Origin of the sequence: Longimicrobium sp. (genome assembly GCF_036399935.1) — a bacterium.
Classification (GTDB): domain Bacteria; phylum Gemmatimonadota; class Gemmatimonadetes; order Longimicrobiales; family Longimicrobiaceae; genus Longimicrobium.
The window spans coordinates 172,190-197,715 of sequence record NZ_DASWMD010000021.1 but is presented as its reverse complement, the minus strand read 5'-3'; the positions used below and the strand labels follow the sequence as shown (position 1 = coordinate 197,715).

Genomic DNA, 25,526 nt, shown 5'->3' with positions numbered 1-25,526 from the left:
CGGCCACATGGCGGAGCAGCAACCCGAAGCAAGGCAGGGCGAGCGCGCAGGCGACCGCCGCGGCCTCGAACGCCGCAGGTCCGATCGCCGCACCCCCGTTCCCCCCTGGCGCCGCTCGTGGGCGCTGGTGGGGTACGGCGTGGTGGGCGCGCTGCTGCTGATGATGCTCCTGAACTCCCTGGGCGACGGCGAGCCGGAGGGCCCGCCCGACGAGAAGCTCGTGTCGCGCAACGCGCCCCCCGAGACCACGGTGCGCGAGACGGAGGCCCCGGTGAACGCGCCGGAGGACGCCTACGGGCAGGCCGGTTTCGCGCGCCTGGTGGTGCAGGGCGATTCGGCGGTCGGCCGCATCGTCCGCGCGGAGATGTTCTGCGAGGCTCCCGGAAACTACACCGTGGTTTCGGCCGACACCGTCAGCCGCGCGGTCGCCAGCCTGATCCAGGAGGGCCGCGTTCCCGCCGCGGAGTGCAAGTGGGGACCCGCCGGCGAGGCGCAGCGCGAGGACTTCCTGCTGCTGGTGCCGCCGGCGCTGGCCGCGGAGTTCGCGGCCACCCCCGTGGTCACCGACGCGTTCGTCGAGCGCCACCGCGTGGTCGCCGAGCTGGAGTGGGTGGGCCGCTCCAAGGCGCTCGCGCTGCGCACGGCCGGCGTGTTCCGCGGCAACGCCACCCGGTGATCCATCTTTCCCGCACGCCCGAGACATCCATGAAATCTCGTACCCGCGTGGCCGCCGCACTGCTGGCGGCCACGTCCGCCGCGCTTCCCGCCGCCGCGCAGGAAACGCCGGACCCGCTGCTGCAGCGGGCGCTGCGCATCCACCGCACCGCCCCGCTGGTGGACGGGCACAACGACCTGCCCTGGGAAATCCGCGAAAAGGCGCAGGGCGACCTGACGCACATGAACTTCCAGGGGCCGCTCCCGCAGCAGCACACCGACGTGCCGCGGCTGCGGGCGGGGGGCGTGGGCGGCGTGTTCTGGGCGGCGTACGTTCCCGTCGAGCGCATCGGGAACGGGGCGGCGGCGTTCGCGCTGGAGCAGATCGGGCTGATCAAGCGGATGACGGACCACTCGCCCGACCTGGTGCTGGCGCGCACGGCCCAGGAGGTGGAGCGCATCCACGACGACGGGAAGGTGGCGTCGCTGATCGGCATCGAGGGTGGGCACGCCATCGAGAACTCGCTGGACGTGCTGCGCCAGTTCCACGAGCTGGGCGTGCGCTACATGACGCTCACGCACTCCAGCACCATCGACTGGGCCGACGCCGCCACCGACGAGGAGCGCCACGGCGGGCTCACCGCCTTCGGCGAAGAGGTGGTGCGCGAGATGAACCGGCTGGGGATGCTGGTGGACCTGTCGCACGTGTCGCCCGGGACCATGGCGGACGCCATCCGCGTCTCGGAAGCCCCGGTCATCTTTTCGCACTCCTCCGCCCGCGCCCTGGCCGACCATCCGCGCAACGTGCCCGACGAGGTGCTGCGGATGATGCCGGCGAACGGCGGGGTGGTGATGATCAACTTCTACTCCGGCTTCGTGGAGCCCTCGGCGGCGGCGCAGATGCGCAACATGTTCGACGTGCAGCGCCGCTTCCGCGAGCAGCACCCGAACGACGCCGAGGCCGCGCGCCGGGCCTACAACGAGTGGCGGGCGGCCAACCCGGTGCCGCGCGGCACCGTGGCCACCCTGGCCGACCACATCGACCACGTGGTGAAGGTGGCCGGCATCGACCACGTGGGGCTGGGCTCCGACTACGACGGCGTGACCTCGCTGCCCGTGGGGATGGAGGACGTCTCGCGCTTCCCCTACCTCACGGCGGAGCTGCTGCGCCGCGGCTACAGCGACGACGACGTGCGCAAGGTGCTGGGCGGCAACATCCTCCGCGCCATGCGCCGCGCCGAGGAAGTCGCCGAACGGCTTCAGCGCGAGCGCGGCCCGTCGCAGGCGGTGATCGACGTGATGGACCGCCGGCCCGTGCAGCGGGGCAGGGAGTAGACACTGTTGCGGCGGCTGGGGAAATCCGCCGGGCACTACGCGGAAAGCACCGAAGCAGACAGGCTGCCCCGGTGCTTTTTGCATCTCAGGCTTTGATCACCACTCCCATTCCTCTCCGTCCCACTCCGGCGAGCCGACGATTTCCGGGTCGAGAAGCGCATCGTCCCCTTCCTCGGCCATCCCCTGAAAGGCAGCATCCCAGCCGGCACGAGAGGGTTTCACTGCCTGGATGATGATCTGGTGGGACCGGACCTCCATCTCTACCTTGCCTCGAAGTCCGCTCTTTTCAAGGAGTGGTTTGGGGATGCGGATCCCATGCGAGTTGCCGATGCGAACGATGCGGGCTTTCATCCATGCCTCCCCTGGTGTGATCGCAATGTAAGCACGAAAGAGGCGTGGCCGAAGGCCGGAGGTGAAGGAAACGAGAAGGGGCGGGCGCCACGTGGCGCCCGCCCCTTCTCGTTTCCATCCGAAAGCCCGAGATCAGTCGCGGCTCTGCAGCTTCATGAGCAGGCGCAGGATCTCCAGGTACAGCCACACCAGCGTCACCATCAGGCCGAACGCGGCGTACCACTCCATGTAGCGCGGCGCGCCGTGCTCGGCGCCCTGCTCGATGAAGTCGAAGTCCAGCACCAGGTTGAGCGCGGCGATCACGATCACGAACACGCTGAACAAAATGCCGACGGTGCCGCCCGAGTGGATCATGGGGATGCTGGCCCCGAAAAAGCTCATCACGAAACCCGCCAGGTACACCAGCGCGATGCCGCCGGTGGCAGCCACGACGCCCAGCTTGAAGTTCTCGGTCGCGCGGATGAATCCCGAGCGATAGGCCAGCAGCAGGGCGAACAGCGTTCCGAAGGTGAGCGCCACCGCGGGGATCACCACGCCGGGGTACCGCGTCTCGGCCAGGGCCGAGACGCCGCCCAGGAACAGGCCTTCCATCACCGCGTACAGCGGCGCGGTCACCGGCGACCACTGCTTCTTGAAGATGGTCACCAGCGCCAGGACGAAGCCGCCGACCATTCCACCCACCATCAGCGGCAGGATGGACGCCGGGTCCCACGCCGTCATGGCCTTGTTCCAGATCCACGCGGCGGGCGCCATCAGCAGCAGGAGCATCAGCCCCACCTTGTTGACGGTGCCCTCGATGGTCATGCCCCCGGTGCCGTCCCACTGGCCCGCGAAGGTCTTGCTGTTCAGGGTAGGATTGGAGGTTCGCATCTGCTCGCGGTTCCGAAGGTGAAGGTTGGGTCTGGCGTATGATACGCCGCTGAGGGCCGCCGGTTTCGTCCGCGCTACCGGCGCCAGGTGAGCTCGATGGTGCTTACCGGGTGTCCGCCCGGCTCTTCGCGGTACTCGCGGGTGCGGGTGAGCACCCGGAACTCCCCGCCGAACCGGCCGCTCGCCACACCCACGCCCCAGCCCCGGCTGGCGACCAGGGGCTCGCGATGCACGCGCGGCGGCTGGCTTCCCAGGGTGTTTCCGTCCAGGAACAGGTTGCGCAGCACCGCCTGCCCGGAGGCCGTGGCGCTCAGGTACACCGAGGTGCTCTTCCGTGCGCGCGCGGCCCAGGGGTGGCGCAGGTCGTATCCCACGCGGGCGCGGACGCCGGCATGCGCGCCCGTGTGCACGTTGCCCAGCGTGGCCCCGACGTCCGCCACCACGTCGGCGATGCGGCCGTCGCCGGCGCGAAGCTCGGCCCGCTGCTCGGCGCCGTAGCGCAGCACCACGCCCGGCTCGAAGCCCAGCTGGTGCTGCCAGCCGACGACCTCCCGGAACCCGGTGAGCTCGTGGAAGGTTTCCATCACCGTCCGGCCCAGCGAGGGTTCCCCGGTGATGCCTACCTCGATGCCGTACGTGTGCCGCACGGGCCCTTCCACCACGCGCCCGGTGGCCGCCACGTACAGCCACCCGGCGTACGGCCGCTCCCCCGCGATGGCGACGTACGAGTCGTTGCGCGGCATGTACAGCCGCTGCCCGAACTCGAACGTGGTCGACACGCACCCGGCCTCGGGGTCCGCCGGGGCCGCGTCGCTCCCCTCGCGCGCGCAGGGCGCCAGGTCCGCGGCCAGCCCCGTCCATCCCGGCGCTCCCTCCAGCTCGGCCGCCAGCCGCAGGCCGTTGGAGTACTCGTAGTCCGGCCGTACGGCGAACGGAATCCAGAAGTTGTACGCGTCGTTGTCGGACGTCAGCTCCAACGAACGAACCTGGGCGGCCAGGGGCGCGGGGATGCACGCGGACGATGCGGCCAGGCCGAGTGCCAGGCGAAGGAGGACGGCGGGAGAACGCATTCAGGGAGATGGGCCGGCAGAGGGGACGCTGCAGGAATATAAACTCGCCCGGCAGCTCCGGACAGAGTGCACCTGCTCCTTGCGCACGAGCACTCGCCCCGTATGCTTCGGGCGCGCGGCCGCCCGCTCCTGACGCGGCGGTCTACTCATGCGGGACTCTCATGCATTCCTGTCCAGGCTGCGGGTCGGACGCAATCATCGCCGGCTCGTCTACGACCGCCACCGAAATCGCTCGCGCCTGGTCCATCCACGGCGACGGTACGCCGCCGCCCGCGTCGGTGGTCCACCGCAGCATCATGGAGGACGTGGGCGCGGAGGTGGTGCGCTTCGACCGCTGCCAGGGCTGCGGCCTGGAGCACGCCGTCCCCATGCGCAGCTGGAGCGGCTCGAACTACCCGCGCCAGGCGTACGGACTCGCCTTCGACCACCTGGTGGCGCTCGAGGACCTGGAGCGCCGCGAGCCGTCGAACCTCCTGGAGATCGGGTGTGCGAACGGCGCGTTCCTCGCCGCGGCCAGCGCGCTGGGGCATCGGCCCACGGGCATCGACTTCGTCCCCGAGTCCGTGGCGGAAGCCCGCGGCCAGGGACTCGACGTCCACGTGGGGGATGTCCGCTCGATCTCGCGGTTGAAGCCGGGGCAGCGATTCGAGACCATCGCCATGTTCCAGATCATCGAGCACCTGGAAGACCCCAATGCGGTCTTCGCCGACATCGCGGAGGTGGCCGCGCCGGGGGCACGCATCTACATCGGGTGCCCCTCGGCGACGCGCTACTCGCGGCACATCGCCAATGCGGGAACCCTCGCCGGAACAGACTTCTGGGACTGGCCCCCGGCGCACACGCTCCGCTGGACGGACGAGGCGTTCCGGGTGTTCCTGCCGCGCCACGGATGGACCGTGCGGTCCATCGGGCACGAGCCGCTTCACACGCTCGGCGCGGCGGCCCACCTCACCGCCATCGACGGAATGGCCCGTGGCTGGTACACGCGGCCGGTCCGCCGGCGCCTGGAGATCGCGCGGCGCCTGGTGCGGGTCGCCATCAGGCGGCGCCTGGCCCCGAGGCCGCTCACCGGCCTCCGCGTCCTCGTGATCGCCGACCTGTCCTAGGGGACCCCGGGCGAGATCCTTGGGCCGCGGCAGGTGGACGGTCTGGAAATGTGCGCGGTTCTTGCGCTCACCCGCCCGCGGGCGCCCTTACCGACTCACGCGGAGGCTGCGATGCCGCAAGGCTGGAGTAAGCACGACAACAAGATGTACGAAACCATCAGGGAAAGCTCCATGGACCGTGGGATGGATCCCGCCCAGGCCAAGGAGATCGCCGCGCGCACGGTGAACAAGCACCGGCGGCAGGAGGGCCGCACGCCCAACAAGCGCACCATGGGCACCGGCAACCCGCGCAAGCCGCTGGAGGAGCACACCCGCGACGAGCTGTACAACCTGGCGAAGGAGCACAAGATCGAGGGGCGCAGCAAGATGCAGAAGGACGAGCTGATCGCCGCGCTCAACGACGTGTAGCGCCGGCCCCGTCTCCACCAGGTTGCGGGATGCGGGGCGCGGAGGAACCTCTCCACGCCTCCGCGTCCTCACGTCTTTTTCCGCCGCTCAGGCCGCGAGGGCCGGGATGGACGTCATTCCCAGCAGGGCGCGGCGAACGTAGACCGGCACCATGGCGCGGCGCCAGTCGGGGTCTACGATGATGTTCTCCAGCGGATGGCACTGCTTGAAGGCCTGCTGGGCCACCGCCTCGGCCACGTCGCCCAGGCGCTGGCCCGCGGCCAGCTTGTCGAGCCCCGACACCACTCGCGGCCGCGAACCGAGAGCAGAGACGACGACGGCCAGCGTGCGCACCCGGTCGTCGGCGTCCAGGTCTGCCACCGTGGCGATGGAAAGCAGGGGAAAGTCGATGGAGTTGCGCTGGCGCACCTTCTGGTAGCCCATGCGCACCCCGGGGCCGGGAAGGGGCACGCGGACGCGGGCGACCAGCTCGTCGGGCCGCCGCACCGTGTTCCACTTGCCGTCGGCGATGAAGAACGCGTCCACCGGCAGGGTCCGCTCGCCGTCCGCCGAAACCAGGTCCACCACGGCGCCGAGGGCGATGAGCACGGGCGCAGTGTCGGACGAGTGGGCCGCCACGCACTTCTTGCCCGTACGGGTGACGTGGCAGACGTCGCCGTCCTTCTTCAGGCAGAAGCCCAGCGCGTTGCGCCAGAAGAACGACTGGTTGTAGTAGGTGCAGCGCGTGTCCAGGCACAGGTTGCCGCCCAGCGTGCCCTGGTTGCGGATCTGCGGGCCCGCCACCTTGCCCGCCGCCTCGGCCAGGGCGGGGAGCGCCTCGCGCACCAGCGGATGGCGCGACACCTCGGTCAGCGTCGCCGCGGCCCCCATCACCACCTGCGCCGCCCCGGCCGACCCAGCCTCCACCGCACGCCCCTCCGCGTCCGCCAGCCCGATGCCGTGAAGCTCGCCGATGCCCTTGAGCGCCACCAGGTGGCGCGGGGTGAACAGGCGGTGCTTCATGTTGGGCATCAGGTCGGTGCCGCCCGCGATGGGCATGGCGTCCGGATGCTCACGCAGGAACGCGGCGGCCTCGGCCAGGGTGCTCGGGCGGTGGTACGTGTATTCGTGAAGGCGCAGCATCGGCGGTTCGGCGGTCGGCGATCTCTCGAACGAGCGTTCAAGATACGGGGCGGGGACGCGAGATTCCAGATGGGCTCGTCCGGGGCAGTCCCGCACGACCCGCGGGGTGCGGAGAGGGGGCCTGTCATCCTGAGGCCCAGGCGCACCGTACTGGCCCGCAGCACATCCCGCGCGGGCCGAAGGATCCAGCCGCGGACGCGTACCAGCCCGGGCGCCGCAGCGGTCACGGATGCGGGGGCCTCGGCTGCCGTGTGGCCCTCACCCGGCGGCGCTGACACGCCTGCCACCCTCTCCCACAAACAGCGTGGGAGAGGGGGTACACTTCAGATGCGGTGCATGGTCAAGTCGTTGGTGCGCAAAGGCTTGTCATCCTTAAGGCCCAGGCGCACCGTGTTGGCCCGCAGCACATCCCCCGCAGGCCGAAGGATCCAGCCGCGGACACGTACCAACCGGGCGCGGTAGCGGTCACGGATGCGGGGGCCTCGGCCGTGCTGGGGCGAATGAATTCGCGGCAACAAGGGCCCAAAGTCCGCCTGCGCGGACTGCACGCGAAGCCGAGTGCGCAAGGCCAGCCGAAGCGCGTTTCAGGTCTCCCCCTCCCCTGCGAAGCGGGGGACGGGGGCCGGGGGGAGGGGGCTGCCGCGGCATGCGCGGGCAGCTAGTCGAGCCGCGATCGAAGGTCTCCTCTCTCCCACGCAGTTTGCGGGGGAGAGGACGGGAGAGGGGGCTCCCAGAGGCATGCACCGGCAGCCCGTCGAGCCGCGATCGACGTTCTCCCCTCTCCCGGCGCAGTTTGCCGGTGCAGGGGCGGGGGAGGGGCCAGACTTGGGCATTCTCCGGCACCCAGTCGAAGTCCCAAAGACGTTCTCCCCTCTCCGCACGGGGTTTGTGCGGGGAGGGGCTGGGGGAGGGGCCTCCAAGGCCCACGGCTTCGTGACCGCTGCCGCGCGCGGGCTTGTACGTGGCCGCGGCTAGATCCTTCGGCCCGCGTGGGATGTGCTACGGCCGGTTGGGGTGCGCCTGGGCCTCAGGATGACAAGGCTCCGGGCGTCGGCTCCGTCACTGGTTCCCAATTCTACGCGGGCAGCCGGACGACGAACTCCGCGCCTTCTCCGAACGTGCCGCCCACCGTGATGTCGCCCCCCAGCTTGCGCGCCAGCTGCCGCGCGATCGTCAGCCCCAGGCCCGTGCCGCGGGTGGCGGAATCGGTACGCGCCTCCCCACCCACCTGCTCGAACGGGCCGAAGATCCGCTCCCGGTCGTCGGGGTCGATCCCCGGGCCGGTGTCGCGGACGGCAATCTCCAGCCATCGCCCCTCGCCCGCCATCCGCGCCCGCAGGCTCACGACGCCGCGCGCCGTGAACTTGATGGCGTTGGAAACCAGCGCCGTCACGATCTGGCGCAGCCGCTCCGGGTCGGTGTCGATCGGCGGCAGGCCGCCGGGAACGTCTACCTGCAATTCCAGCCGCTTGGCCTCGGCCTGCTGGCGAAGGTGGGGAAGCACCGACTCCAGGAACGGGGCCAGGCTCACCGTGGCGGCGAACACGGGGAGCTTGTCGATCTCCACCGTGGTCAGCAGCAGCACGTCGTCCACCAGCCGCGACAGGTGCTCGGCGCAGACCCCCGCGCGCTCCGACGCGCGAATGGCGCCCGCGGGAACGTTGCCGTAGGTGTTGGTGGCCAGCAGGTGCGTGTAGCCGACGATGGCGTTCAGCGGGGTGCGCAGCTCGTGGCTGACCGCGGCGAAGAAGCGGCTCTTGGCGCGGCTGGCCTCCTCGGCCTCGGCGGCCAGGCGCGCCAGCTCCACCTCCTTGGCCAGCCGGTCGGTGACGTCCTCGAACAGGATCGACACGCCACCGTCCGGAAGGGGATGCGTCCACACGTCGAACCGCCGCCCGCGGTACAGCTTGCCCCGGGGATGGATGGCCTCCAGGTGCCGCGGCCCTCGCTCGCGCATGGTCCAGCGGATGGCGTTCACCACCGCGCGCGGCTCCTTGGGCAGCAGCGGCCACACGTCCACCCCCGCCGCGCGGCTGCGCCGGACGGAGAGCAGGGCCTCGGCGGCGCGGTTGACGTACGTGATCCGCCAGTCGCGGTCCACCGCGATGAAGCCGTCGCGGATGGATTCCAGCAGCTGCTCGTACTGCGCGGCCAGCCGCTGTTCGGCCGTGGCGTCGCGAAAGTGCAGGGCCAGCCCGCCGCTTTCCAGGGGCGACGCGTGCACCGCCAGGTGCCGCGCGAAGAGCTCGCGGTCGGAAAGCAGGGTCAGGTGAAGCACGGCCCCGGCACCGTCGGCCCGGGCCAGCCGCTCGCGCAGCTCCGAGGCGCCGTCTGCCGGAAGCAGGTCCCACACCTCGCGCCCGAGCGCGTCCCGGCGCGGAACGCCGAACAGGCGCTCGGCGGCGGCGTTCCAGTAGGTTACGCGGTGGTCGGCGTTCGCCATGCAGAACCCCTCGGCGAGTGCCTCGAGGGCCGCGTGGGCGGAACGCTCCAGCGATTGCGACACGGCGGTGGATACGGCGCGCTGCGGGGCGGCACCCCCGGCGGGGGCGCACGGAAACGGCTCCCGCGCCGCACGCCGCGTGCCCGCGAATCCGGCGGGATGCATTTTCCGCCACCCGCAGTGCTGTTCTGTCGATGGCCGAAAGAGCACGGACGTGCGGTCGAGTGGACCGTCAGCCGGCCGCGAGCGAGAAGCGTCCGCCGTCGTCGCGCACGCGCCCGCTGCTCCGCAGGTGATGGAGGATGGCGCGCAGCGAGCCCTCGGCGGCGCCGCGGAGGGCGGGGTGAAGCTCCGCCCCGTAGACGCGGTCGATCAGCTCGCCGGGGCGCGCGGGGCCTGCCGCCAGCGCGCGCTCCACCTGGGCGATGCGCTCCGCCCGGTGCGCGCGGTAGCGGTGGATGGCGGGGAGGGGATCCTCGATGGTGGGCCCATGGGCCGGGTGGATGGCGGACGGGTTCAGCGCCTGCACCCGGTCCAGCGACCGCAGGTACTCGGTCAGGTCGCCCTCCGGCGGGGCCACCAGCGTGGTGTCGGCGCCGCCCATGAACAGGTCGCCGGCAAAGAGGGCGCGGTCGCCTTCGCCCCCGTTCGCGTCCAGGAGAAAGGCGACGTGCTCCGGCGCGTGCCCCGGCGTCTGGATCACCCGCAGCACGCCGGCGTCGGTTTCCACGCGGTCGCGCTCGCCGATCCAGCGGAGGGCGCCGTCGAACAGGCGTGGACCGGCGGCGCCGCGGGCCATCATCACCGGCGCGCCGGTGCGCCGGGCCAGCTCCGGGGCCGCGTCGGCGTGGTCGGGGTGCGCGTGGGTGAGGAGGATGGCGACCGGCGGATGTCCATCCAGCGCGGCGGCGAGGGCGTCCAGGTGCGACGGGTCGGCCGGTCCGGGATCGATGACGGCCGGCCGCTCGCGCCCCACGAGAAAGGTGCGGGTGCCGTCCAGCGTCATCGGCGACGGGTTGGGGGCCAGCAGCGTGCGGATCATCTTACCGGGTATCGAGCAGGCTCCAAGGGACGAAACGGGCGGGGATCATGCAGATCCACGCCCGTCGTCGCCCTCCTCGGTTTTCTCCGGGACCGCCTTCGCGCGCGAACCGGGCTGGTGCACCTTGTTGAGCAGGTCGCGCGAGGACTGCAGCAGGTCCCGCGACTTGCGGAGCATGCTCCGCGTGCGCTCCACCACCTCGTCGATGCTGCCGTCGGCCGGCTGCCGCGGCGGAGGGGATTCGTTGTCGCTCATTCGGTGGCGGCTGGGGTGGCGGGGAGGGGCTCGGGGGCGAGCTCCGGCCGCGGCCGGCGGTCGGGGCGGGGCGCGACGGGGTCGGCGCTCATGCACAGGGCCAGCAGCTCCGGCTCGCCCAGCGCCTCCCAGTCGGGGCTGACCGGGTGAAGGCGGCGCTTTTCGCTGCCGCATTCGAAGCACAGCCAGCCCTCGGCCATGGACTCGGGGAGGAACAGGTCCGACTTGCGGCTGGGCGTCACGCTCCAGACGTTCCACTCGCGTCCGTCGGGGTCGAGAAAGCTCCGTACCGGCATTGCCTCACCGCGTTCTGGTACCCGGCATTCCTTGCCCGCCGTCACAACGTAGAGTCCCGCGGGCGTGGCCCGCAACGTGCTTCGCCACGAGCAACTTCCAGCCCGGCCCGGACGCACGACCTGCGATGGACATAAACATCAACTGCAAGCTTGCCGCCGTGCTGGCGGAGCGGATGCGCGGCGAGCGGAACGACCTCACCCGGCGCTGGCTGGACCGCATCGTCGCGCGCGTCGACATCGACCCCAACACCGTATTCCCCACCGACGAGCTGCTGAACCACGTTCCGCTGCTGATGGACCGCATCGCCGACTACCTGGAAAACCCGGCCGTCGACATCGTGGCCGAGTCGCCGGTGGTGGGCAAGGCCATGGAGCTGGGCGAGCTTCGCTACGCGCAGGGCTTCGACGTCCACGAGATCCTCAAGGAATACGAGCTCCTGGGCGGCGTGCTCTTCGCCTTCCTGGTGCGGACGGTGGAAAACATCGACGACCCGTGCACGCGGGCCGAGCTGCTGGCCTGCGCCCACCGCCTGTTCCGCGCCGTGTCCATCATCCAGCAGCTCACCACCTCGCAGTACCTGCGGCTGGCGTCGGAGCGGGTGCGCGAGCGCGAAGACCGGCTGCGCGGCTTCAACCGCACCGTCACCCACGAGCTGAAGAACCGCATCGGCGCGGTGCTGGGGGCGGGGCAGCTGCTGGAAGACCCCGACATCTCGGCGGACCCCGAGCGCCGCGCGCGCTTCGCGGCCATGGTGGTGCAGAACGCCGAGGGAATGCAGGACGTGCTGCAGAACCTGCTGGAGCTGTCGAAGATGGACAGCGACGCACGCCACCAGCGCAACGTTCCGCTTCCCCGGGTGGCGGCCGAGGTGTGCCGGCAGCTTCGGGAGATGTCGAGCGCGCGCAACGTGCGGGTGGTGATCGAGGACATGCCGGACGTCGAGGTGAACGCCGGCGCGATGGAGCTGTGCCTGACCAACTACGTGTCGAACGCCATCAAGTACTCCGACCCGTCGCGCTCCAACCGCTGGGTGCGCCTGAAGGCCGACGTGCGCCAGGGGGACGGCGGAGCCGACCTGGTGATCGCGGTGGAAGACAACGGGCTGGGGGTTCCCGAAGAGGCGCGCGAAAAGCTTTTTTCCCGCTTCTACCGCGCTCACGGCACCATCACGGGGGTGGAAGGCACCGGGCTGGGGCTCAGCATCGTGCGCGACACGGTGGAGTCGCTGGGCGGCCGCGCGTGGGCGGAGTTCGACGCGCCGGCCGGCTCGCGCTTCCTGCTGGCCGTGCCCTGCCGCCGGGCCGCGGACCGCGAGCGCCGCGGCGGGGCGGCCACGGCCCCGGACAGGTAACCGTTGGCGGGCGGCGCGCCGGAGCACCCTTTCACGCATTCGTCATTCGTTCTAACTTATTCGTCCCGGGGAACACCCCGCCGTTCCCGCCGGTAGCACAAATCAGATGTTTACCCGGCGGATTTCCGCCCCGCCCGCCCGCGCGCGACACCCGCGGGCGCTGGCCCCTGAGCAGCCCTCTCCCCGCTGGCCGATGCCGACGACACCCCTGAAAGTGCCCGATAGCCTGACGCAGCCCATGGACGCGGGCCGCCGCAACACGCGCGTGGAAGCGCTGAAGCGCGAGGTGGAGTCGCACGTGCGCTACACCCTGGCGCGCAACCTGGCCTCGGCCACGCCGCGCGACGTGTACATGGCCACGGCGTGGACGGTGCGCGACCGCCTGGCCGAGCGCTGGGCCGCCACCAACGCGCGCTACGAGCAGAGCGACGTCAAGCGCGTGTACTACCTGTCGCTGGAGTTCCTGATCGGGCGCACGCTGGGCAACGCGCTGATCAACCTGGGCTACTCGGGCGCCGCCGACGAGGCGCTGCAGGAGCTGGGGTACGAGATGGAGGAGCTGCAGGAGGGCGAGCCCGACGCCGGGCTGGGCAACGGCGGCCTGGGGCGGCTGGCGGCCTGCTACCTGGACAGCATGGCCACGCTGGAGCTGCCGGGGATGGGCTACGGCATCCGCTACGAGCACGGCATCTTCCGCCAGGCGGTGGACGAGCGCGGCCGGCAGGTGGAAAAGCCCGACAACTGGCTGAAGGACGGCAACCCGTGGGAGATCGCCCGCCCCGACCGCACCTACACGGTGCAGTTCTACGGGCGGGCGGAGCCGCGCCGCGACGCCGCCGGCCGCCTTCACTACCACTGGGTGGATACCAAGGACGTGCAGGCCATGGCGTTCGACACGCCGGTGCCGGGATACTGCAACAACACGGTGAACACCCTGCGGCTGTGGGCGGCGCGGGCCACCGAGGAGTTCGACCTGGAGGGCTTCATCCGCGGCAACTACATCGCCGCGGTGGAGGCGAAGACCCAGACCGAGACCATCTCCAAGGTGCTGTACCCGCCCGACGACACGGGCGCGGGCAAGGAGCTGCGGCTGAAGCAGCAGTTCTTCTTCGTCAGCGCCACGCTGCAGGACATCATCAAGCGGTACAAGACCGAGCGGTCGAGCTTCGGCGACTTTCCGGACAAGGTGCAGATCCAGCTGAACGACACCCACCCCGCGGTGGCCATCCCCGAGCTGATGCGCCTGCTGATGGACGAGGACGGGATGGAGTGGGACGTGGCGTTCGACATCGCGCGGCGCACCTTTGCCTACACCAACCACACGGTGCTTCCCGAGGCGCTGGAAACCTGGGGGCTGGACCTGTTCGGCCGGCTGCTGCCGCGCCACCTGGAGTTGATCCGTGAGATCGACCGGCGCTTCCGCGACCGCGTGTCCGAGAAGTTTCCCGGCGACGCGGCCCGCGAGGAGCGCATGGCCATCGTCGCCAACGGGCAGGTGAGGATGGCGCACCTGGCCATCGTGGGCAGCCACACCACCAACGGGGTGGCGGCGCTCCACACCGAGATCCTCAAGGACCGCATCTTCCGCGAGTTCGCCGAGCTCTGGCCCGACCGCTTCACCTCGGTGACCAACGGCATCACGCAGCGGCGGTGGATGCTCAAGGCCAACCCCGAGATGTCGGGGCTGATCACCGAGGCGCTGGGCAGCGAGAGGTGGGTGACGGAGCTGGAACTGCTGCGCGGGCTGGAGCCGTTCGCCGACGACGCCTCGTTCCGCGAGCGGTGGATGACCGTCAAGGCCCGCAACCGCGCGCGGCTGGCGACGATCGTCCACGAGATCACCGGCGTGGCCATCGCGCCGGGAACGATGATGGACGTGCAGGTGAAGCGCATGCACGAGTACAAGCGCCAGCTGCTGAACGCGCTGCGCTGCGTGGACACCTACCTGGAGCTTCTGGACTCGCCGGAGCGCGACATCCCCGTGCGCGCGGTGCTGTTCGGGGGCAAGGCGGCGCCCACGTACTGGTCTGCCAAGCTGATCATCCAGCTGACCAACGCCATCGCGCGCCACGTGAACGCCGACCCGGTGGCGGGGCGCAAGCTGCGGGTGGCCTTCCTTCCCGACTACCGGGTGTCGCTGGCGGAGCGCATCTTCCCGGGGAGCGACCTGTCGGAGCAGATTTCCACCGCCGGCTTCGAGGCGTCGGGAACGGGCAACATGAAGTTCGCCCTGAACGGCGCGCTGACCATCGGCACGCTGGACGGCGCCAACGTGGAGATCGCCGAGAACGTGGGCCTCGACAACATCTTCATCTTCGGGATGACGGCCGACGAGGTCGAGGCGCGGCGGGTGGCGGGCTACAATCCGCGGGCGGAGTACGAGGCCAGCCCGCGTCTGCGCCGGGTGCTGGACTTCGTCGCCAGCGGCATGCTGTCGCCCGAGGACCCGGGCCTCTTCCGCCCGGTGGTGGAGCACCTGCTGACGGCGGACGAGTTCATGGTGCTGGCCGACTTCGACGCGTTCCTGGACGCGCAGGCCACGGTAGACCTGGCCTGGGCCGACCAGCACGCCTGGACGCGCAAGGCGATCCTGAACGTGGCGCGCTGCGGGTTCTTCAGCAGCGACCGCTCGGTCAGGGACTACGCCAAGCGCATCTGGAAGCTGTAGGCTCTGGTGGGAACGCTCGACGCCCTCCTCCGCGGTGCGGGGGAGGGCCGTTTCGTGGGGAGAACTTCGGGTGGGGTTCCGGCGTTCCTCAGCGGTTGCGGATGGCGCCCACCCCCAGCCCCACCACCCCGCCGACGACCGCTCCCACCCCGGCCATCGGCAGGATGGCGATCCCGCACATGGAATCCGCGTCCCAGCAATCGGGGGACAGTGCGATGAGCGCGAGCCCGGCCACCGCCCCCACGCCAACCCCGATCACCCCGTGCGCGGCGGTGGACGGCGGTCGGGCGGTGAGGGCGGTCGAGCGCGCGTACACCGGCCCTGGGGTGAGCGCCGGGGGCAGCGGCTGGAGCGCGGCGCTGGCGAACGTGGCCGGAGCCTCGGCCGGACGGCCTTCGGCGTCGGCGGCCTGCTGGGCGTACGCGGGCGCGCCGAGCAGAGAGGCGAGGAGCACGGCAACGGCGTAGCGCACGAGGTTCATCGGTTTGCTCTGCGGGCGAGTGGTCGGAGCGCCGGGGTGCGCATCCGTGGTCGGCCGAAGTACCCGTTGGCCGTGCGCCGGTTCCGAGGGCTCACCGTGTAGGGGAGAGGGAGAATGCAGCCGCACGCCGGCTGCCCTCCATGATGTCATCCCGATGGAGCGGCCACGCGCAAGCCGCGGCAACGCCACACTTTGCAGCGACTGAGGGATCCGCCACAGACTTCACTGAAAATCGCCGATGCCGGAGATGCGCCGAGTCCGATCGGGGCCCCATCGTGCTGGCGGGGGGCCGCGAGGAGCGGGTCCGCACGCAGGTGATGGTGCGGCGGGTTCACCCGCTCTTTCTTTCGACGATGAGGACGGCTCGTCCGCGCGGGATGCCGCGATGGAACCGCTGCCCGGCGGCGGCGTTACGAGGCCGCGGCTTCCAGAAGGATCTCCGGATGCTTCTCGGCAATGCGCAGCAACCGCATGGCTGGCCCGCTCGGATCGCGCCGGCCCTGCTCCCAGTTCCGCAGCGTCTTTACACTGATCCCCAAGGCTTCCGCGAAGCGATCCTGCGTCATGCCGAGGCGCGCCCGTATCTCACGAGGGTCGGGCTCACCAAAGAAGTGAATCCGCTCGGCGGGAAGGTCCAGATCGCCACGGGAATGGGCGGCGGCCTCTTCCAGGCTCGCAACCAGCTCATCGAACAGCTTTTCCTCCATCACTCACCTGCCTCGATTTGATGGACCAGCGCAGCCAATGCCTTCCGCATGGCGGGCGACAAGTCTTCCTCCACGTTCTTGGCATAGAGGTGCAGGAGATAGCAGCGAAACGCCGGTGCACGGATGTAGTAGATGACCCGCACTCCGCCGCTCTTCCCACGCCCTTCCACCTTCCAGCGCAGCTTCCGCACGCCTCCGGTGCCTGGGATCACCACGCCGGCGTCAGGCCGTGCCAGCAACACGGCCTGAAGTTCTCGCAGGCCGTCATCCGCCAAGTACTCTTTCCGAGCGCGTTCGAATAACCTCGACTCTACGAAGATCATAGCAGCGATCCGGTTTCTACGCCAGAGGCGTAGCAGAGGTCCACCGATGAGCAAGCGCGTGAAGGGTTGCGGCCTATAGCCGATCGCCCTTAGAAGATGTGCACTTTGTGTGCTTTGCGCAACGGTTCCGTACAGTCGGCGCACGCGCTGTTCACGTCCAACCTGCCGCCGAACGGTCACCGCCGCGTCATCACCGGCAGCGGTTCATGGATCCTTTCGTCATGGGCGCGCCGTCTTCGGCGCAGGGCCAGAATCGCTACCGTTGCCCATGCATCCCTGCCCGGCGTACCTTCGCGGCAACCCCATCCCGTGATGCCCATGATCCGCCTGCCGTCCGCCCTGCTCCTGCTGGCCCTGGGCTGCGCCCCCGCCGCCACTCCACCCGCCGCCCCGGTCCAGGCCCCGTCCGCGCCCGCCGACGGGCTGGACGCGGAGCAGCAGGCGTGGGTGGACAGCACGCTCGCGTCTCTCACCCTGCGGCAGAAGGCGGGGCAGGTGGTGTTCGGGTGGACGGGGGGCGAGTACGTGGCGGCCGACTCGCCGGAGATGGAGCGGCTGCTGGAGATGGTGGAGCGCGACGGCATCGGGGGGCTGGTGATTTCGATGGGGCTGCCCCACAGCTACGCCGCCAAGCTGAACGCCCTGCAGCGCCGCGCCCCCGTGCCGCTGCTGGTGACCACCGACATGGAGAACGGGCCGGGGATGCGGCTGGCCGGCGGATACGCGCTGCCGTCGCTGCTCCCCCTGGGCGGAGGAACGTCGTTTCCGCCGGTGATGGCGCTGGGGGCCGTCGGCTCCGACTCGCTGGCGTACCAGGTGGGGCGGGTGATCGGGCGCGAGGCGCGGGCGGTGGGCGTTCACCTGACGTTCGGGCCGGTGCTGGACGTGAACTCCAACCCGCTGAACCCCATCATCAACGTCCGCTCGTTCGGCGAGAACGCGGGGGAGGTGGCGCGCCTGGGGTCGGCGCTGTCGCGGGGGATTCGCTCGGCCGGGCTGCTGTCGGCGGGCAAGCACTTTCCCGGTCACGGCGACGCCGAGGCCGACACCCACATCGGCTTCGCCGCCATCCGCGCCGACCGCGCCCGCCTGGACTCGGTGGAGCTGGTGCCCTTTCGCGCCGCCGTGCGCGCCGGCATCGACGGGATGATGGTGGCGCACATCTCCATGACCGGGATCGAGGGCCCGGAGGCGGCGCCGGCCTCGCTGTCGCCCGCCATTACCCGCGACCTGCTTCGCCGCGACCTGGGGTTCGGCGGGCTGGTGTTCACCGACGCCATGAACATGGGCGCGGTGATCCGGCGCTACGGCCAGCGCGAGCCGCTGCTGCTGGCGCTGGAGGCCGGGGCCGACGTGCTGCTGCAGCCCATCGACCCCCGGGAGGCGGTGGACGCCGTGGTCGCCGCGGTGCAGGCCGGCCGCGTCGCCCCGGAGCGGCTGGACGGATCGGTGCGCCGCGTGCTGGCCGCCAAGGCCCGCGCCGGCCTCCACCGGCGGCGGACCACCGAGCTGGACAGCGTGGAATCGGTCGTGGGCTCGCGCGCGCATGGCGAGCTGGCGCAGAGGGTGGCCGAGCGGTCCATCACCCTGGTGCGCGACGAAACCGGGCAGGTGCCCCTGGCGCCGGGAAGGCGGGTGCTGTCCATCACCTACGCGCAGCCGGCGGACATCATGGCCGGGCGCGGGTTCGACCGCGAGCTGGCGGCGGGCGGGTGGACGGTGGCCAGCGCCCGCGTGGACGACCGCACGCCGCCCGACGAGTACGCCCGCCTGCGCGCGCTGGCCGACTCGGCGGACGTGGTGGTGGCGTCGGCGTACGTGATGCCGCGCGAATACAGCGGAACGGTGGGCGCGCGGGGCGGCTTTCCCGCGCTGGTGCAGTCGCTGGCCGCGGCGGGGCGGCCGGTGGTGGCGGTGTCGTTCGGCAGCCCCTACGTGGTGGAGGCGTTTCCCGCCGTTCCCGCGTACCTGCTGGCGTGGGGGGGCGCGGAGGTCAGCCAGCGCGCCGCCGCCCGCGCCCTGGCGGGCGAAGCGGCCATCGGCGGACGCCTGCCCGTGTCGCTTCCGCCGCGCCACCCGCTCGGGACGGGGCTGGCGCGCCCGGCGCGCACGCCCCCGGGCCGGCCGTGAGGCGCCATCCTGTGCACGCCGATTGTGGAGCGGCACCCGGGCGAGCCATCCCGCGGATCACGATTTCGTAACTTTCGTCTTGTCAGCGGGGTCCGGGCGGCGTATCCTGTGCACCATCAACCCGGCTGCCGATCGGGCGCGGGGGCCGCCAGGCTCCTTGCGGCACGTGACGAAGGCTTCGCATCCGCGCGCAACGCGGTGGCCGCCCCGCCGCATCCCGCGGACGGGCGGGCCGCGGTTCCGGGCGCGCCCCACCCCCGTAGCGGAGGAAGAACTCCCCCCGAATTTCGTTCTGGTCCGGTTCCCGATCCATCCACGAATTATTCACGATTTCAGGAGGACGAGATGGGCATTCCCATCCAACGGAAGGGCTGGCTGACGCTGGCCGCCGCCGTGGGCCTGCTGTGCGCCGCCGCGCCGTCGCTGCACGCGCAGGGCGGCACCATCCGCGGCACCGTCGTCGAAACCGGCAACCGCCAGCCCCTGGCGGGCGCCACGGTGGCGGGCGGCGGCCGCAGCACGGTGACCGACGCGGCCGGCGAGTTCACGCTGGCCGAGGTGCCCGCGGGCCGGGTGCAGGTGCGCGCCAGCCGGCTGGGCTACCAGGCCGGCGAGACCTCGGTGTCGGTGGCGGCGGGCGCAACGGCGCGCGCCGACCTGGCGCTGGCCCCGGCCGCGCTGGGGCTGGACGCCATCGTGGTCACCGGCACCGCCGGCGTCACCAGCCGCCGCACCATTCCCAACTCCGTCACCTCGCTGGACGTGGCCCAGATCACCGAACGGACCACGGTGGGCGACGTCACCGAGATCCTGCAGGGGCGCACGCCGGGCGTGCAGATCCTTTCCAATTCGGGCACCCCGGGCGCGGCCGCCGACATCCGCATCCGCGGCGCGGGGTCGCTCACGGCGGTGCGGCCCGTCATCTACGTGGACGGCATCCGCTACAGCGACGCCGACCTGGGGAACTTCGGGGCCTCGGGCGGCGCCGTCACCTCGTTCAGCACGCAGGTGACGTCGGCGCTCTCCTTCATCAACCCCGAGGACATCGAGTCCATCGAGGTGATCAAGGGGCCCGCCGCCGCCACGCTGTACGGCGCCGAGGCCGCGGGCGGGGTGATCCAGGTGATCACCAAGAAGGGCACCCGCGGCAGCCAGCGCACCCAGTGGTCGGCCAAGGTGGAGTACGGCCAGAACCAGCTGCGGTCCGACCTGCCCGACAACTTCACCGTCTGCACCACGGCGCGCCTGACGGAAACGGTCAGCGCCACGAACCCCGCGCCGCGCTGGCCGGGGTGCCAGGGGCAGCAGGCGGGCTACGTGATCCGCGAGGAAAGCCCCATCCTGAACGACCCCTTCGGCGTGCGCGACGGTGACGTCCGGCGCCTGAACCTGTCGGTGCGCGGCGGGGGCGACCGCTTCTCGTACTTCGTGTCGGGCGACATGGACGAGGACAACGGCGTCTTCTACAACAGCTTCAACAACCGCCGCTCGGTGCGGGCCAACTTCACCGCCACGGCCAACGAGCGCCTGGACTTCCAGTTCAGCACCAACTTCGTCCGCAACCACCTGCGGCTTCCCATCGGCGACGAGTCGGCGCAGGGGCTGCTCTTCCTGTCGGTGCGCGGGCGTCCGGGGCGCTTCACGGGCTTTCCCGAAGTGTTTGCCGGGTACCCGGGCTCGGTGGGCGGCCTGCAGGCCAACGAGTACAACAACCAGACGCGCTCCGACCGCACCACGCTGGGCGGCACGGCCAACTACCGGCCCTTCCCCTGGTTCCGCAACCGCGTGACGCTGGGGCTGGACCTTACGCGGGGCGACGCGCAGATCCTTTCCACCCCGGGTTCCACCGACGCGCAGTTCGGCGAGGTTCCCGAGGGCATCGTGGCCATCCGCGAGCCCGAGGAGCGCTACTACACGGCCGACTACGTGGGCACCGCCGAGCTGCCGATCACCGACTGGCTGGAAAGCAGCACCTCGGTGGGCGTCAACTACATCGCCCGCCGGCGCGAAACGCTGACCGGCACCGGCCGCGGCCTGGGCGCCCCGGACATCACCACCATCCAGAGCGCGGCCTTCAGCTCGTCGAGCAACACCTACCTCGACAACAAGTCCATCGGCTACTACATCCAGGAGCAGCTGGGGTTCAACAACCGCCTGTTCCTGACCGGCGCGCTGCGGGCCGACGACAACTCCAGCTTCGGCCGCGAGTTCGACGTCATCGTGTACCCCAAGGCGGGCTTTTCGTGGGTGGTCTCGGAAGAGCCGCGGCTGGAAAGCTTCTTCCAGCGCTTCGCCGCCACGCAGGTGAAGGTGCGCGGCGCCTACGGCCAGGCGGGCCGCGCCCCGGACCCGTACTCGGCCAACCAGACGTACACCGTCGTCAAGGTCACCGCGCCCACGGCGACGGGCGTGACCACCGTCAACGGCATTCGCTCCGTGGGCTTCGGCAACCCCAACCTGGAGCCGGAGCGCGGCGAGGAGTACGAGCTGGGCTTCGAGGCGGGCTTCCTGGACGACCGGGTGACGCTGGACTTCACCTACTACGACAAGCGCACCGACAACCTGCTGCAGAACGCCGCGGTGGCGCCGTCCACGGGCTTCATCAGCTCGCAGCTCACCAACCTGGGCAACATCCGCAACACCGGCGTGGAGTTCCTGCTGAACCTGGTTCCCGTGCAGCGCGACGCCTTCACCTGGGAAAGCCGGTTCAACCTGGCCACCAACCAGAACGAGCTGGTGAGCTTCGGCGACGAGGCGCGCGTTCGCGCCGACGCGGCCTTCCAGGCGTACGGCACGGTGCAGGAGCATCGCGTGGGCCATCCGATCGCGGGGTTCTGGGCCCGGCTGCCGATGCGCGACGACGCCGGAAACATCCAGTTCGCCGCCAACAACCTGCCGCTGATGGACACGGCGTTCACCTACCTGGGATCGCCCACGCCCAGCCGCGAGATCGGCTGGGGCAACACCATCACGCTGTTCCGCAACGTGACGCTGTTCGCGCAGCTGGACTACAAGGGCGGCTTCAAGGTGTTCAACCGCAAGGAGTTCGACCGCTGCCGCCCGGCCGCGGCGGAGAACTGCGAGCGGTTGAACGACATCCGCTACTTCGAGCCGAAGAACGCTGCCGACAGCGCCCTGATCCGCGAGGTGAACGTGTACCGCGGAAGCGGCGTGAACTTCGCGACGGGGGCCACGCTCACCAACCTGCTGTTCTCCCCGTACGTCGAGGACGGCGACTTCCTGAAGCTGCGCGACGTTTCCATCAGCGTGGGGCTGCCGCGCGCGCTGGTGGCGCGCAGCGGCGCCTCCGGGGCCACCTTCACGCTGGCCGCGCGCAACCTGGCGACGCTGTGGACCCGGTACTCCGGCATCGACCCCGAGGCGAACACCTACGGCAACCGGTCGTTCGTGCGCGTGGACGCGTACGCGGCGCCGCAGAACCGCCGCGTCACCGCCTCGCTCAACATCAACTTCTGACCGGGAACCGGTGATGATGAAGAGATCTTTCGCCCCGGCCCGCTTCGGCCGCCGGGTGCTCGCGACGGGGGCCGCGCTGCTGGCCCTGGGAGGGCTGGGGGCCTGCGACGGGCTGCTGGACGTCGAGAACCCGCAGGCCATCGACCCCGAACAGCTGAACGATCCCGCGTACCTGACGCTGCTCACCTTCGGGGTGATGGGCGACTTCCAGCGGGCCTTCGACGACGTGGCCGTGTACACGGGGCTGTTCACCGACGAGCTGCGCAACCACGCCACCTTCTCGGAGGAGCCGCTGATCGAGACGCGGGCGGTGACCCCCGACAACGGCACCATCGGCGGCGGCGTGTACGCGCAGCTGCAGCGCGCCCGCGGCCTCGCCGACACCACGGCGCAGATCTTCCGCTCCGTCCGGGGCGATTCGGTGGCGACGGACCTTCGCTTCGCGCGGGTGCAGGCGTACAGCGGGATTTCGATCGTGCTGATGGGCGAGGTGCTGTGCGAGGCTCCCCTGAACAACAGCCGGCCCTACACGCCCCAGGAGCTGTTCCGCGACTTCGCGCTTCCGCGGCTGAACGAGGCCATCGCCGTGGCCACGGCGGCGCGGGCGGTGGGCGCCGCGGTGAACCCCTCCACGACGGCGTCGCGGGCGCTGGTGGAGGGCGCCGACTCCATCATCAACTTCGCCCGGGTGGGCGCCGCGCGCGCCGCGCTGAACCTGAACGACAAGCCGCTGGCCATCCAGTACGCCTCGCCGGTGCCGCTGGCGTTCCGGTTCAGCGCGTTCTACTCGGAGAACAGCGCCGAGGAGAACAACCTGGTCGACGCGCGGCTGCGGGCGGCCGTCAACTCGTCGGTGTCGGGAACGCCCTTCGAGGCGCTGGTGAACATGGACCCGCGGGTGCCCATTCCCACCGCCACCCGCACGGCGGTGGGGAGCGGGCAGCAGGTGTTCGTCCCCCGCTCGCCCAGCGCGTACAGCACGTTCACGGGAACGCTGCCGGGCGGCGATTTCAGCCGGGCGTCCAGCATCCGCGTGGCGTCGGGGCTGGAGGCGCGGTACATCCGCGCCGAGGCCGAGGGCCCCACGGCCGAGAACATCGCCTTCATCGAGTCGCGCCGCGTGATCGCCCCGGGCACCACCCCGGCGTCGGCCACGCAGCCGACGACGGCCGCGAACTACTTCAGCAATCTCCGCGACCAGCGGCGGCGCGACTTCTACCTCGACGCGCACCGCCTGGGCGACCTGCGCCGGTACCAGGCGCAGTACGGCGCGGGGATCGAGTCGTTCAACCAGTTCCAGACCGGGCCGGTGTCCGGCGCGCCGGGGCTGGCCTTCACCGAGCAATACTGCCTGCCGGTGAACCGCGCCGAGATGACGTCGAACCCGCACTATCAGTAACCTGCCGGACGCAGGGAGCGCTTCCGGCGCTCCCCGCGGGGGCTTCCGTCCCGGCGCCGCCGGGGCGGAAGCCCTTTTCGCATCCGCCGCTCGGGGCCGTTCCGGGGATGGCGCCCGGCGCGGAGCACGCGTAGTCTGAGGTCCTCCCCCAACCCGTATTCCCGATGCCCAACGCTCCGTCTTCCTGGTTCTCCGCGCTCCGCGACCGCCCGCTCGCCCTCGCCGCGGGGATGGCTGCCGCGCTGTCCGCCTGCACGGCCGCGGGCCGCCCGGCTGCCGCACCCCTCCCGGCCGCGGCCGAGGTCCGGGCCGAGGTCCAGGCCGAGGGGCTTCCCCCGGTGCCGCGCGAGTTCCGGGCGGTGTGGGTGGCCACGGTGGCCAACATCGACTGGCCGTCGCGCCCCGGCCTGTCCGCCGATTCGCAGCGGGCGGAGCTGGTGGCCATCATGGACCGCTCGGCGGCGCTCAACCTGAACGCCGTGATCCTGCAGGTGCGTCCGGCGGGCGACGCGCTGTACGCCTCGCCCCACGAGCCGTGGTCCGAGTACCTGACGGGCCAGTCGGGGCGCGATCCGGGCTACGACCCGCTGGCGTTCGCCGTCGACGAGGCGCACCGCCGCGGGATGGAGCTTCACGCCTGGTTCAATCCGTACCGCGCCCGCCACCCCTCGGCCCGGTCGGAGAACACGGAATCGCACATCACCCGGCGCCGGCCGGACCTGGTGCGCCGGTACGGCGGGAACGTGTGGATGGACCCCGGCGAGCCCGAGGTGCGCGCCCACTCGCTGCGCGTGATGCTCGACGTGGTGAGCCGGTACGACATCGACGGCGTGCACGTGGACGACTACTTCTACCCGTATCCCGAGCGGGACTCGGCCGGGCCGATCGGCTTTCCGGACGAGCCCAGCTGGCGGAAGTACGTCGCGGGCGGCGGGCGGCTGGCGCGCGACGACTGGCGCCGCGAGAACGTCAACACGCTGATCCGCGAGGTGTACCGCGGTATCAAGGACCGCAAGCCGTGGGTGAAGTTCGGCATCAGCCCCTTCGGCCTGTACCGGCCGGGACATCCGGCGGGGCAGGGCGTGGCGTTCGACCAGTACGCGCAGCTGTACGCCGATGCGCGGCTGTGGCTGCGGGAGGGGTGGATGGACTACTTCACCCCGCAGCTGTACTGGCCCATCTCGCGGCCGGACCTGAGCTATCCCGTGCTGCTGCGCTGGTGGGTCGAGCAGAACGTGCACAACCGGCACATGTGGCCGGGCAACTTCACCAGCCGGGTGGAGGTGCCCCCCGCGGGGTGGCGCGCGGAGGAGATCACCGACCAGGTGTGGGTGACGCGGGGGATGCCGGGCGCCACGGGCAACGTGCACTTCAGCATGCGGGTGTTCCTGCAGAACCGCGATTCCATCAACGAGCGGCTGGTGGCCGGCCCCTACCGGCACCCGGCGCTGGTTCCCGCGTCGCCCTGGCTGGGCGGCGGGGTGCTGGCGGCGCCCGGCGTGACGGTGCAGCTCACCTCGCCCGAGCGGCTGCTCTCGGTGCAGATGCAGCCGGCGCCGGGGACGGACCCGCGCTGGTGGGTGGTGCGCTGGCGCCGGGGGAGCGTGTGGGGGGTGGACGTGGTGCCCGGCGCGGACCGCACCTACACCATCCCCGAGCCGGCCGCGCCCGCCACCCCCGCGGTGCCCGCCGCCCCGGCGCCGCCCACCGCCGCCGTGGACCTGGTCACCGTGTCCGCGGTGGACCGCCTGGGGGTGGAGGGCGAGGCGGCGCGCGCGGTACCTCCGGCGGTCACGCCGTAATCCGTGGAGGCCTCGACCCAGTTGGGGCGACTGAAGTCGCGGCAACGACGGCCCGAAGTCCGCCTTCGCGGACTGCTGGCGAAGTGGCGTGTGCGAAGCCAGCGGGGTTGTGCATCCAGTGCCGGCATGGCGACAGGGCCCGTCATCCTGAGGCCCAGGCGAGCGACACCCGCCCGTACGCCACCCGTCGCGGGCCGAAGGATCTAACCGCGGACACTTCCAAGCCAGGGCGCGG

The 25,526-nt window shown here is 71.1% G+C and carries 21 protein-coding genes; 10 read left to right on the top strand and 11 right to left on the bottom strand.

The features are described 5' to 3' along the window. The first annotated feature begins 7 nt into the window (after positions 1–7). Positions 8–676: a hypothetical protein gene (locus tag VGB24_RS07650; RefSeq protein ID WP_331072349.1), complete on the top strand. Its 669-nt coding sequence runs from the start codon at positions 8–10 to the stop codon at positions 674–676. Positions 677–705: 29 nt separating this feature from the next. Further along, positions 706–1,989, top strand: a complete 1,284-nt coding sequence (locus tag VGB24_RS07645) for a dipeptidase (protein WP_331072348.1) — start codon at positions 706–708, stop codon at positions 1,987–1,989. A 96-nt stretch (positions 1,990–2,085) separates the two neighbouring features. On the opposite strand, the gene VGB24_RS07640 is transcribed toward VGB24_RS07645, so the two are convergent. The 3 genes from VGB24_RS07640 to VGB24_RS07630 all read right to left on the bottom strand — a co-directional run bounded on the left by VGB24_RS07640 (position 2,086) and on the right by VGB24_RS07630 (position 4,280). Beyond that, entirely contained in the window at positions 2,086–2,340 is a 255-nt protein-coding gene (locus VGB24_RS07640) for an AbrB/MazE/SpoVT family DNA-binding domain-containing protein (RefSeq protein WP_331072347.1), read from the bottom strand. Positions 2,341–2,472: 132 nt separating this feature from the next. Next, positions 2,473–3,210, bottom strand: coding sequence for a Bax inhibitor-1/YccA family protein (locus tag VGB24_RS07635; RefSeq protein WP_331072346.1), 738 nt, complete (start codon positions 3,208–3,210; stop codon positions 2,473–2,475). 74 nt (positions 3,211–3,284) lie between these two features. Continuing rightward, complete coding sequence (locus tag VGB24_RS07630) at positions 3,285–4,280, bottom strand: lipid A deacylase LpxR family protein (RefSeq protein ID WP_331072345.1); 996 nt, start codon at positions 4,278–4,280, stop codon at positions 3,285–3,287. A gap of 161 nt (positions 4,281–4,441) precedes the next feature. Between VGB24_RS07630 and VGB24_RS07625 the strand changes: the two genes are divergently transcribed. Both VGB24_RS07625 and VGB24_RS07620 read left to right on the top strand, forming a co-directional pair. Next, positions 4,442–5,386: a class I SAM-dependent methyltransferase gene (locus VGB24_RS07625; RefSeq protein WP_331072344.1), complete on the top strand. Its 945-nt coding sequence runs from the start codon at positions 4,442–4,444 to the stop codon at positions 5,384–5,386. A 111-nt stretch (positions 5,387–5,497) separates the two neighbouring features. Then, positions 5,498–5,794 (top strand): Rho termination factor N-terminal domain-containing protein, encoded by a 297-nt coding sequence (locus tag VGB24_RS07620; RefSeq protein ID WP_349263902.1) that lies wholly within the window; start codon positions 5,498–5,500, stop codon positions 5,792–5,794. Between the two features lie 87 nt (positions 5,795–5,881). Here the strand turns inward: VGB24_RS07620 and VGB24_RS07615 are convergent, their stop codons facing one another. From VGB24_RS07615 to VGB24_RS07595, 5 genes are all read right to left on the bottom strand, one after another. Next, positions 5,882–6,916 carry an FAD binding domain-containing protein gene (locus VGB24_RS07615; protein ID WP_331072343.1) on the bottom strand — a complete coding sequence of 345 codons (1,035 nt, stop codon included), beginning with the start codon at positions 6,914–6,916 and terminating at the stop codon, positions 5,882–5,884. Positions 6,917–7,991: 1,075 nt separating this feature from the next. Beyond that, positions 7,992–9,524 (bottom strand): PAS domain-containing sensor histidine kinase, encoded by a 1,533-nt coding sequence (locus VGB24_RS07610; protein ID WP_331072342.1) that lies wholly within the window; start codon positions 9,522–9,524, stop codon positions 7,992–7,994. A gap of 67 nt (positions 9,525–9,591) precedes the next feature. After that, positions 9,592–10,401: an MBL fold metallo-hydrolase gene (locus VGB24_RS07605; protein WP_331072341.1), complete on the bottom strand. Its 810-nt coding sequence runs from the start codon at positions 10,399–10,401 to the stop codon at positions 9,592–9,594. A 45-nt stretch (positions 10,402–10,446) separates the two neighbouring features. Next, complete coding sequence (locus VGB24_RS07600; RefSeq protein ID WP_331072340.1) at positions 10,447–10,656, bottom strand: hypothetical protein; 210 nt, start codon at positions 10,654–10,656, stop codon at positions 10,447–10,449. Then, entirely contained in the window at positions 10,653–10,952 is a 300-nt protein-coding gene (locus VGB24_RS07595; protein ID WP_331072339.1) for a hypothetical protein, read from the bottom strand. Before VGB24_RS07595 ends, VGB24_RS07600 begins: the two co-directional genes overlap by 4 nt. Before the next feature lie 125 nt (positions 10,953–11,077). Here VGB24_RS07595 and VGB24_RS07590 point away from each other — a divergent pair, with 125 nt between their 5' ends. Together VGB24_RS07590 and VGB24_RS07585 are read left to right on the top strand one after the other, a co-directional pair. After that, positions 11,078–12,304, top strand: coding sequence for a sensor histidine kinase (locus VGB24_RS07590; RefSeq protein ID WP_331022730.1), 1,227 nt, complete (start codon positions 11,078–11,080; stop codon positions 12,302–12,304). A 214-nt stretch (positions 12,305–12,518) separates the two neighbouring features. Next, positions 12,519–14,972, top strand: a complete 2,454-nt coding sequence (locus tag VGB24_RS07585; protein ID WP_331072338.1) for a glycogen/starch/alpha-glucan phosphorylase — start codon at positions 12,519–12,521, stop codon at positions 14,970–14,972. A gap of 88 nt (positions 14,973–15,060) precedes the next feature. Here the strand turns inward: VGB24_RS07585 and VGB24_RS07580 are convergent, their stop codons facing one another. The 3 genes from VGB24_RS07580 to VGB24_RS07570 all read right to left on the bottom strand — a co-directional run bounded on the left by VGB24_RS07580 (position 15,061) and on the right by VGB24_RS07570 (position 16,483). After that, positions 15,061–15,453 (bottom strand): hypothetical protein, encoded by a 393-nt coding sequence (locus VGB24_RS07580; protein WP_331072337.1) that lies wholly within the window; start codon positions 15,451–15,453, stop codon positions 15,061–15,063. A 410-nt stretch (positions 15,454–15,863) separates the two neighbouring features. Next, positions 15,864–16,160 carry a NadS family protein gene (gene nadS, locus VGB24_RS07575; protein WP_331072336.1) on the bottom strand — a complete coding sequence of 99 codons (297 nt, stop codon included), beginning with the start codon at positions 16,158–16,160 and terminating at the stop codon, positions 15,864–15,866. Then, positions 16,160–16,483 (bottom strand): type II toxin-antitoxin system RelE/ParE family toxin, encoded by a 324-nt coding sequence (locus VGB24_RS07570; RefSeq protein ID WP_331072335.1) that lies wholly within the window; start codon positions 16,481–16,483, stop codon positions 16,160–16,162. Before VGB24_RS07570 ends, nadS begins: the two co-directional genes overlap by 1 nt. Before the next feature lie 312 nt (positions 16,484–16,795). Between VGB24_RS07570 and VGB24_RS07565 the strand changes: the two genes are divergently transcribed. From VGB24_RS07565 to VGB24_RS07550, 4 genes are all read left to right on the top strand, one after another. Further along, the gene (locus VGB24_RS07565; protein ID WP_331072334.1) at positions 16,796–18,613 is read left to right on the top strand and encodes a glycoside hydrolase family 3 protein; all 1,818 of its coding nucleotides are present in this window, start codon (positions 16,796–16,798) and stop codon (positions 18,611–18,613) included. A gap of 345 nt (positions 18,614–18,958) precedes the next feature. Further along, positions 18,959–22,090, top strand: a complete 3,132-nt coding sequence (locus tag VGB24_RS07560; protein WP_331072333.1) for a SusC/RagA family TonB-linked outer membrane protein — start codon at positions 18,959–18,961, stop codon at positions 22,088–22,090. A gap of 13 nt (positions 22,091–22,103) precedes the next feature. Further along, positions 22,104–23,489, top strand: coding sequence for a hypothetical protein (locus VGB24_RS07555; protein WP_331072332.1), 1,386 nt, complete (start codon positions 22,104–22,106; stop codon positions 23,487–23,489). Between the two features lie 164 nt (positions 23,490–23,653). Beyond that, entirely contained in the window at positions 23,654–25,291 is a 1,638-nt protein-coding gene (locus VGB24_RS07550) for a glycoside hydrolase family 10 protein (protein WP_331072331.1), read from the top strand. Positions 25,292–25,526 lie beyond the last annotated feature (235 nt).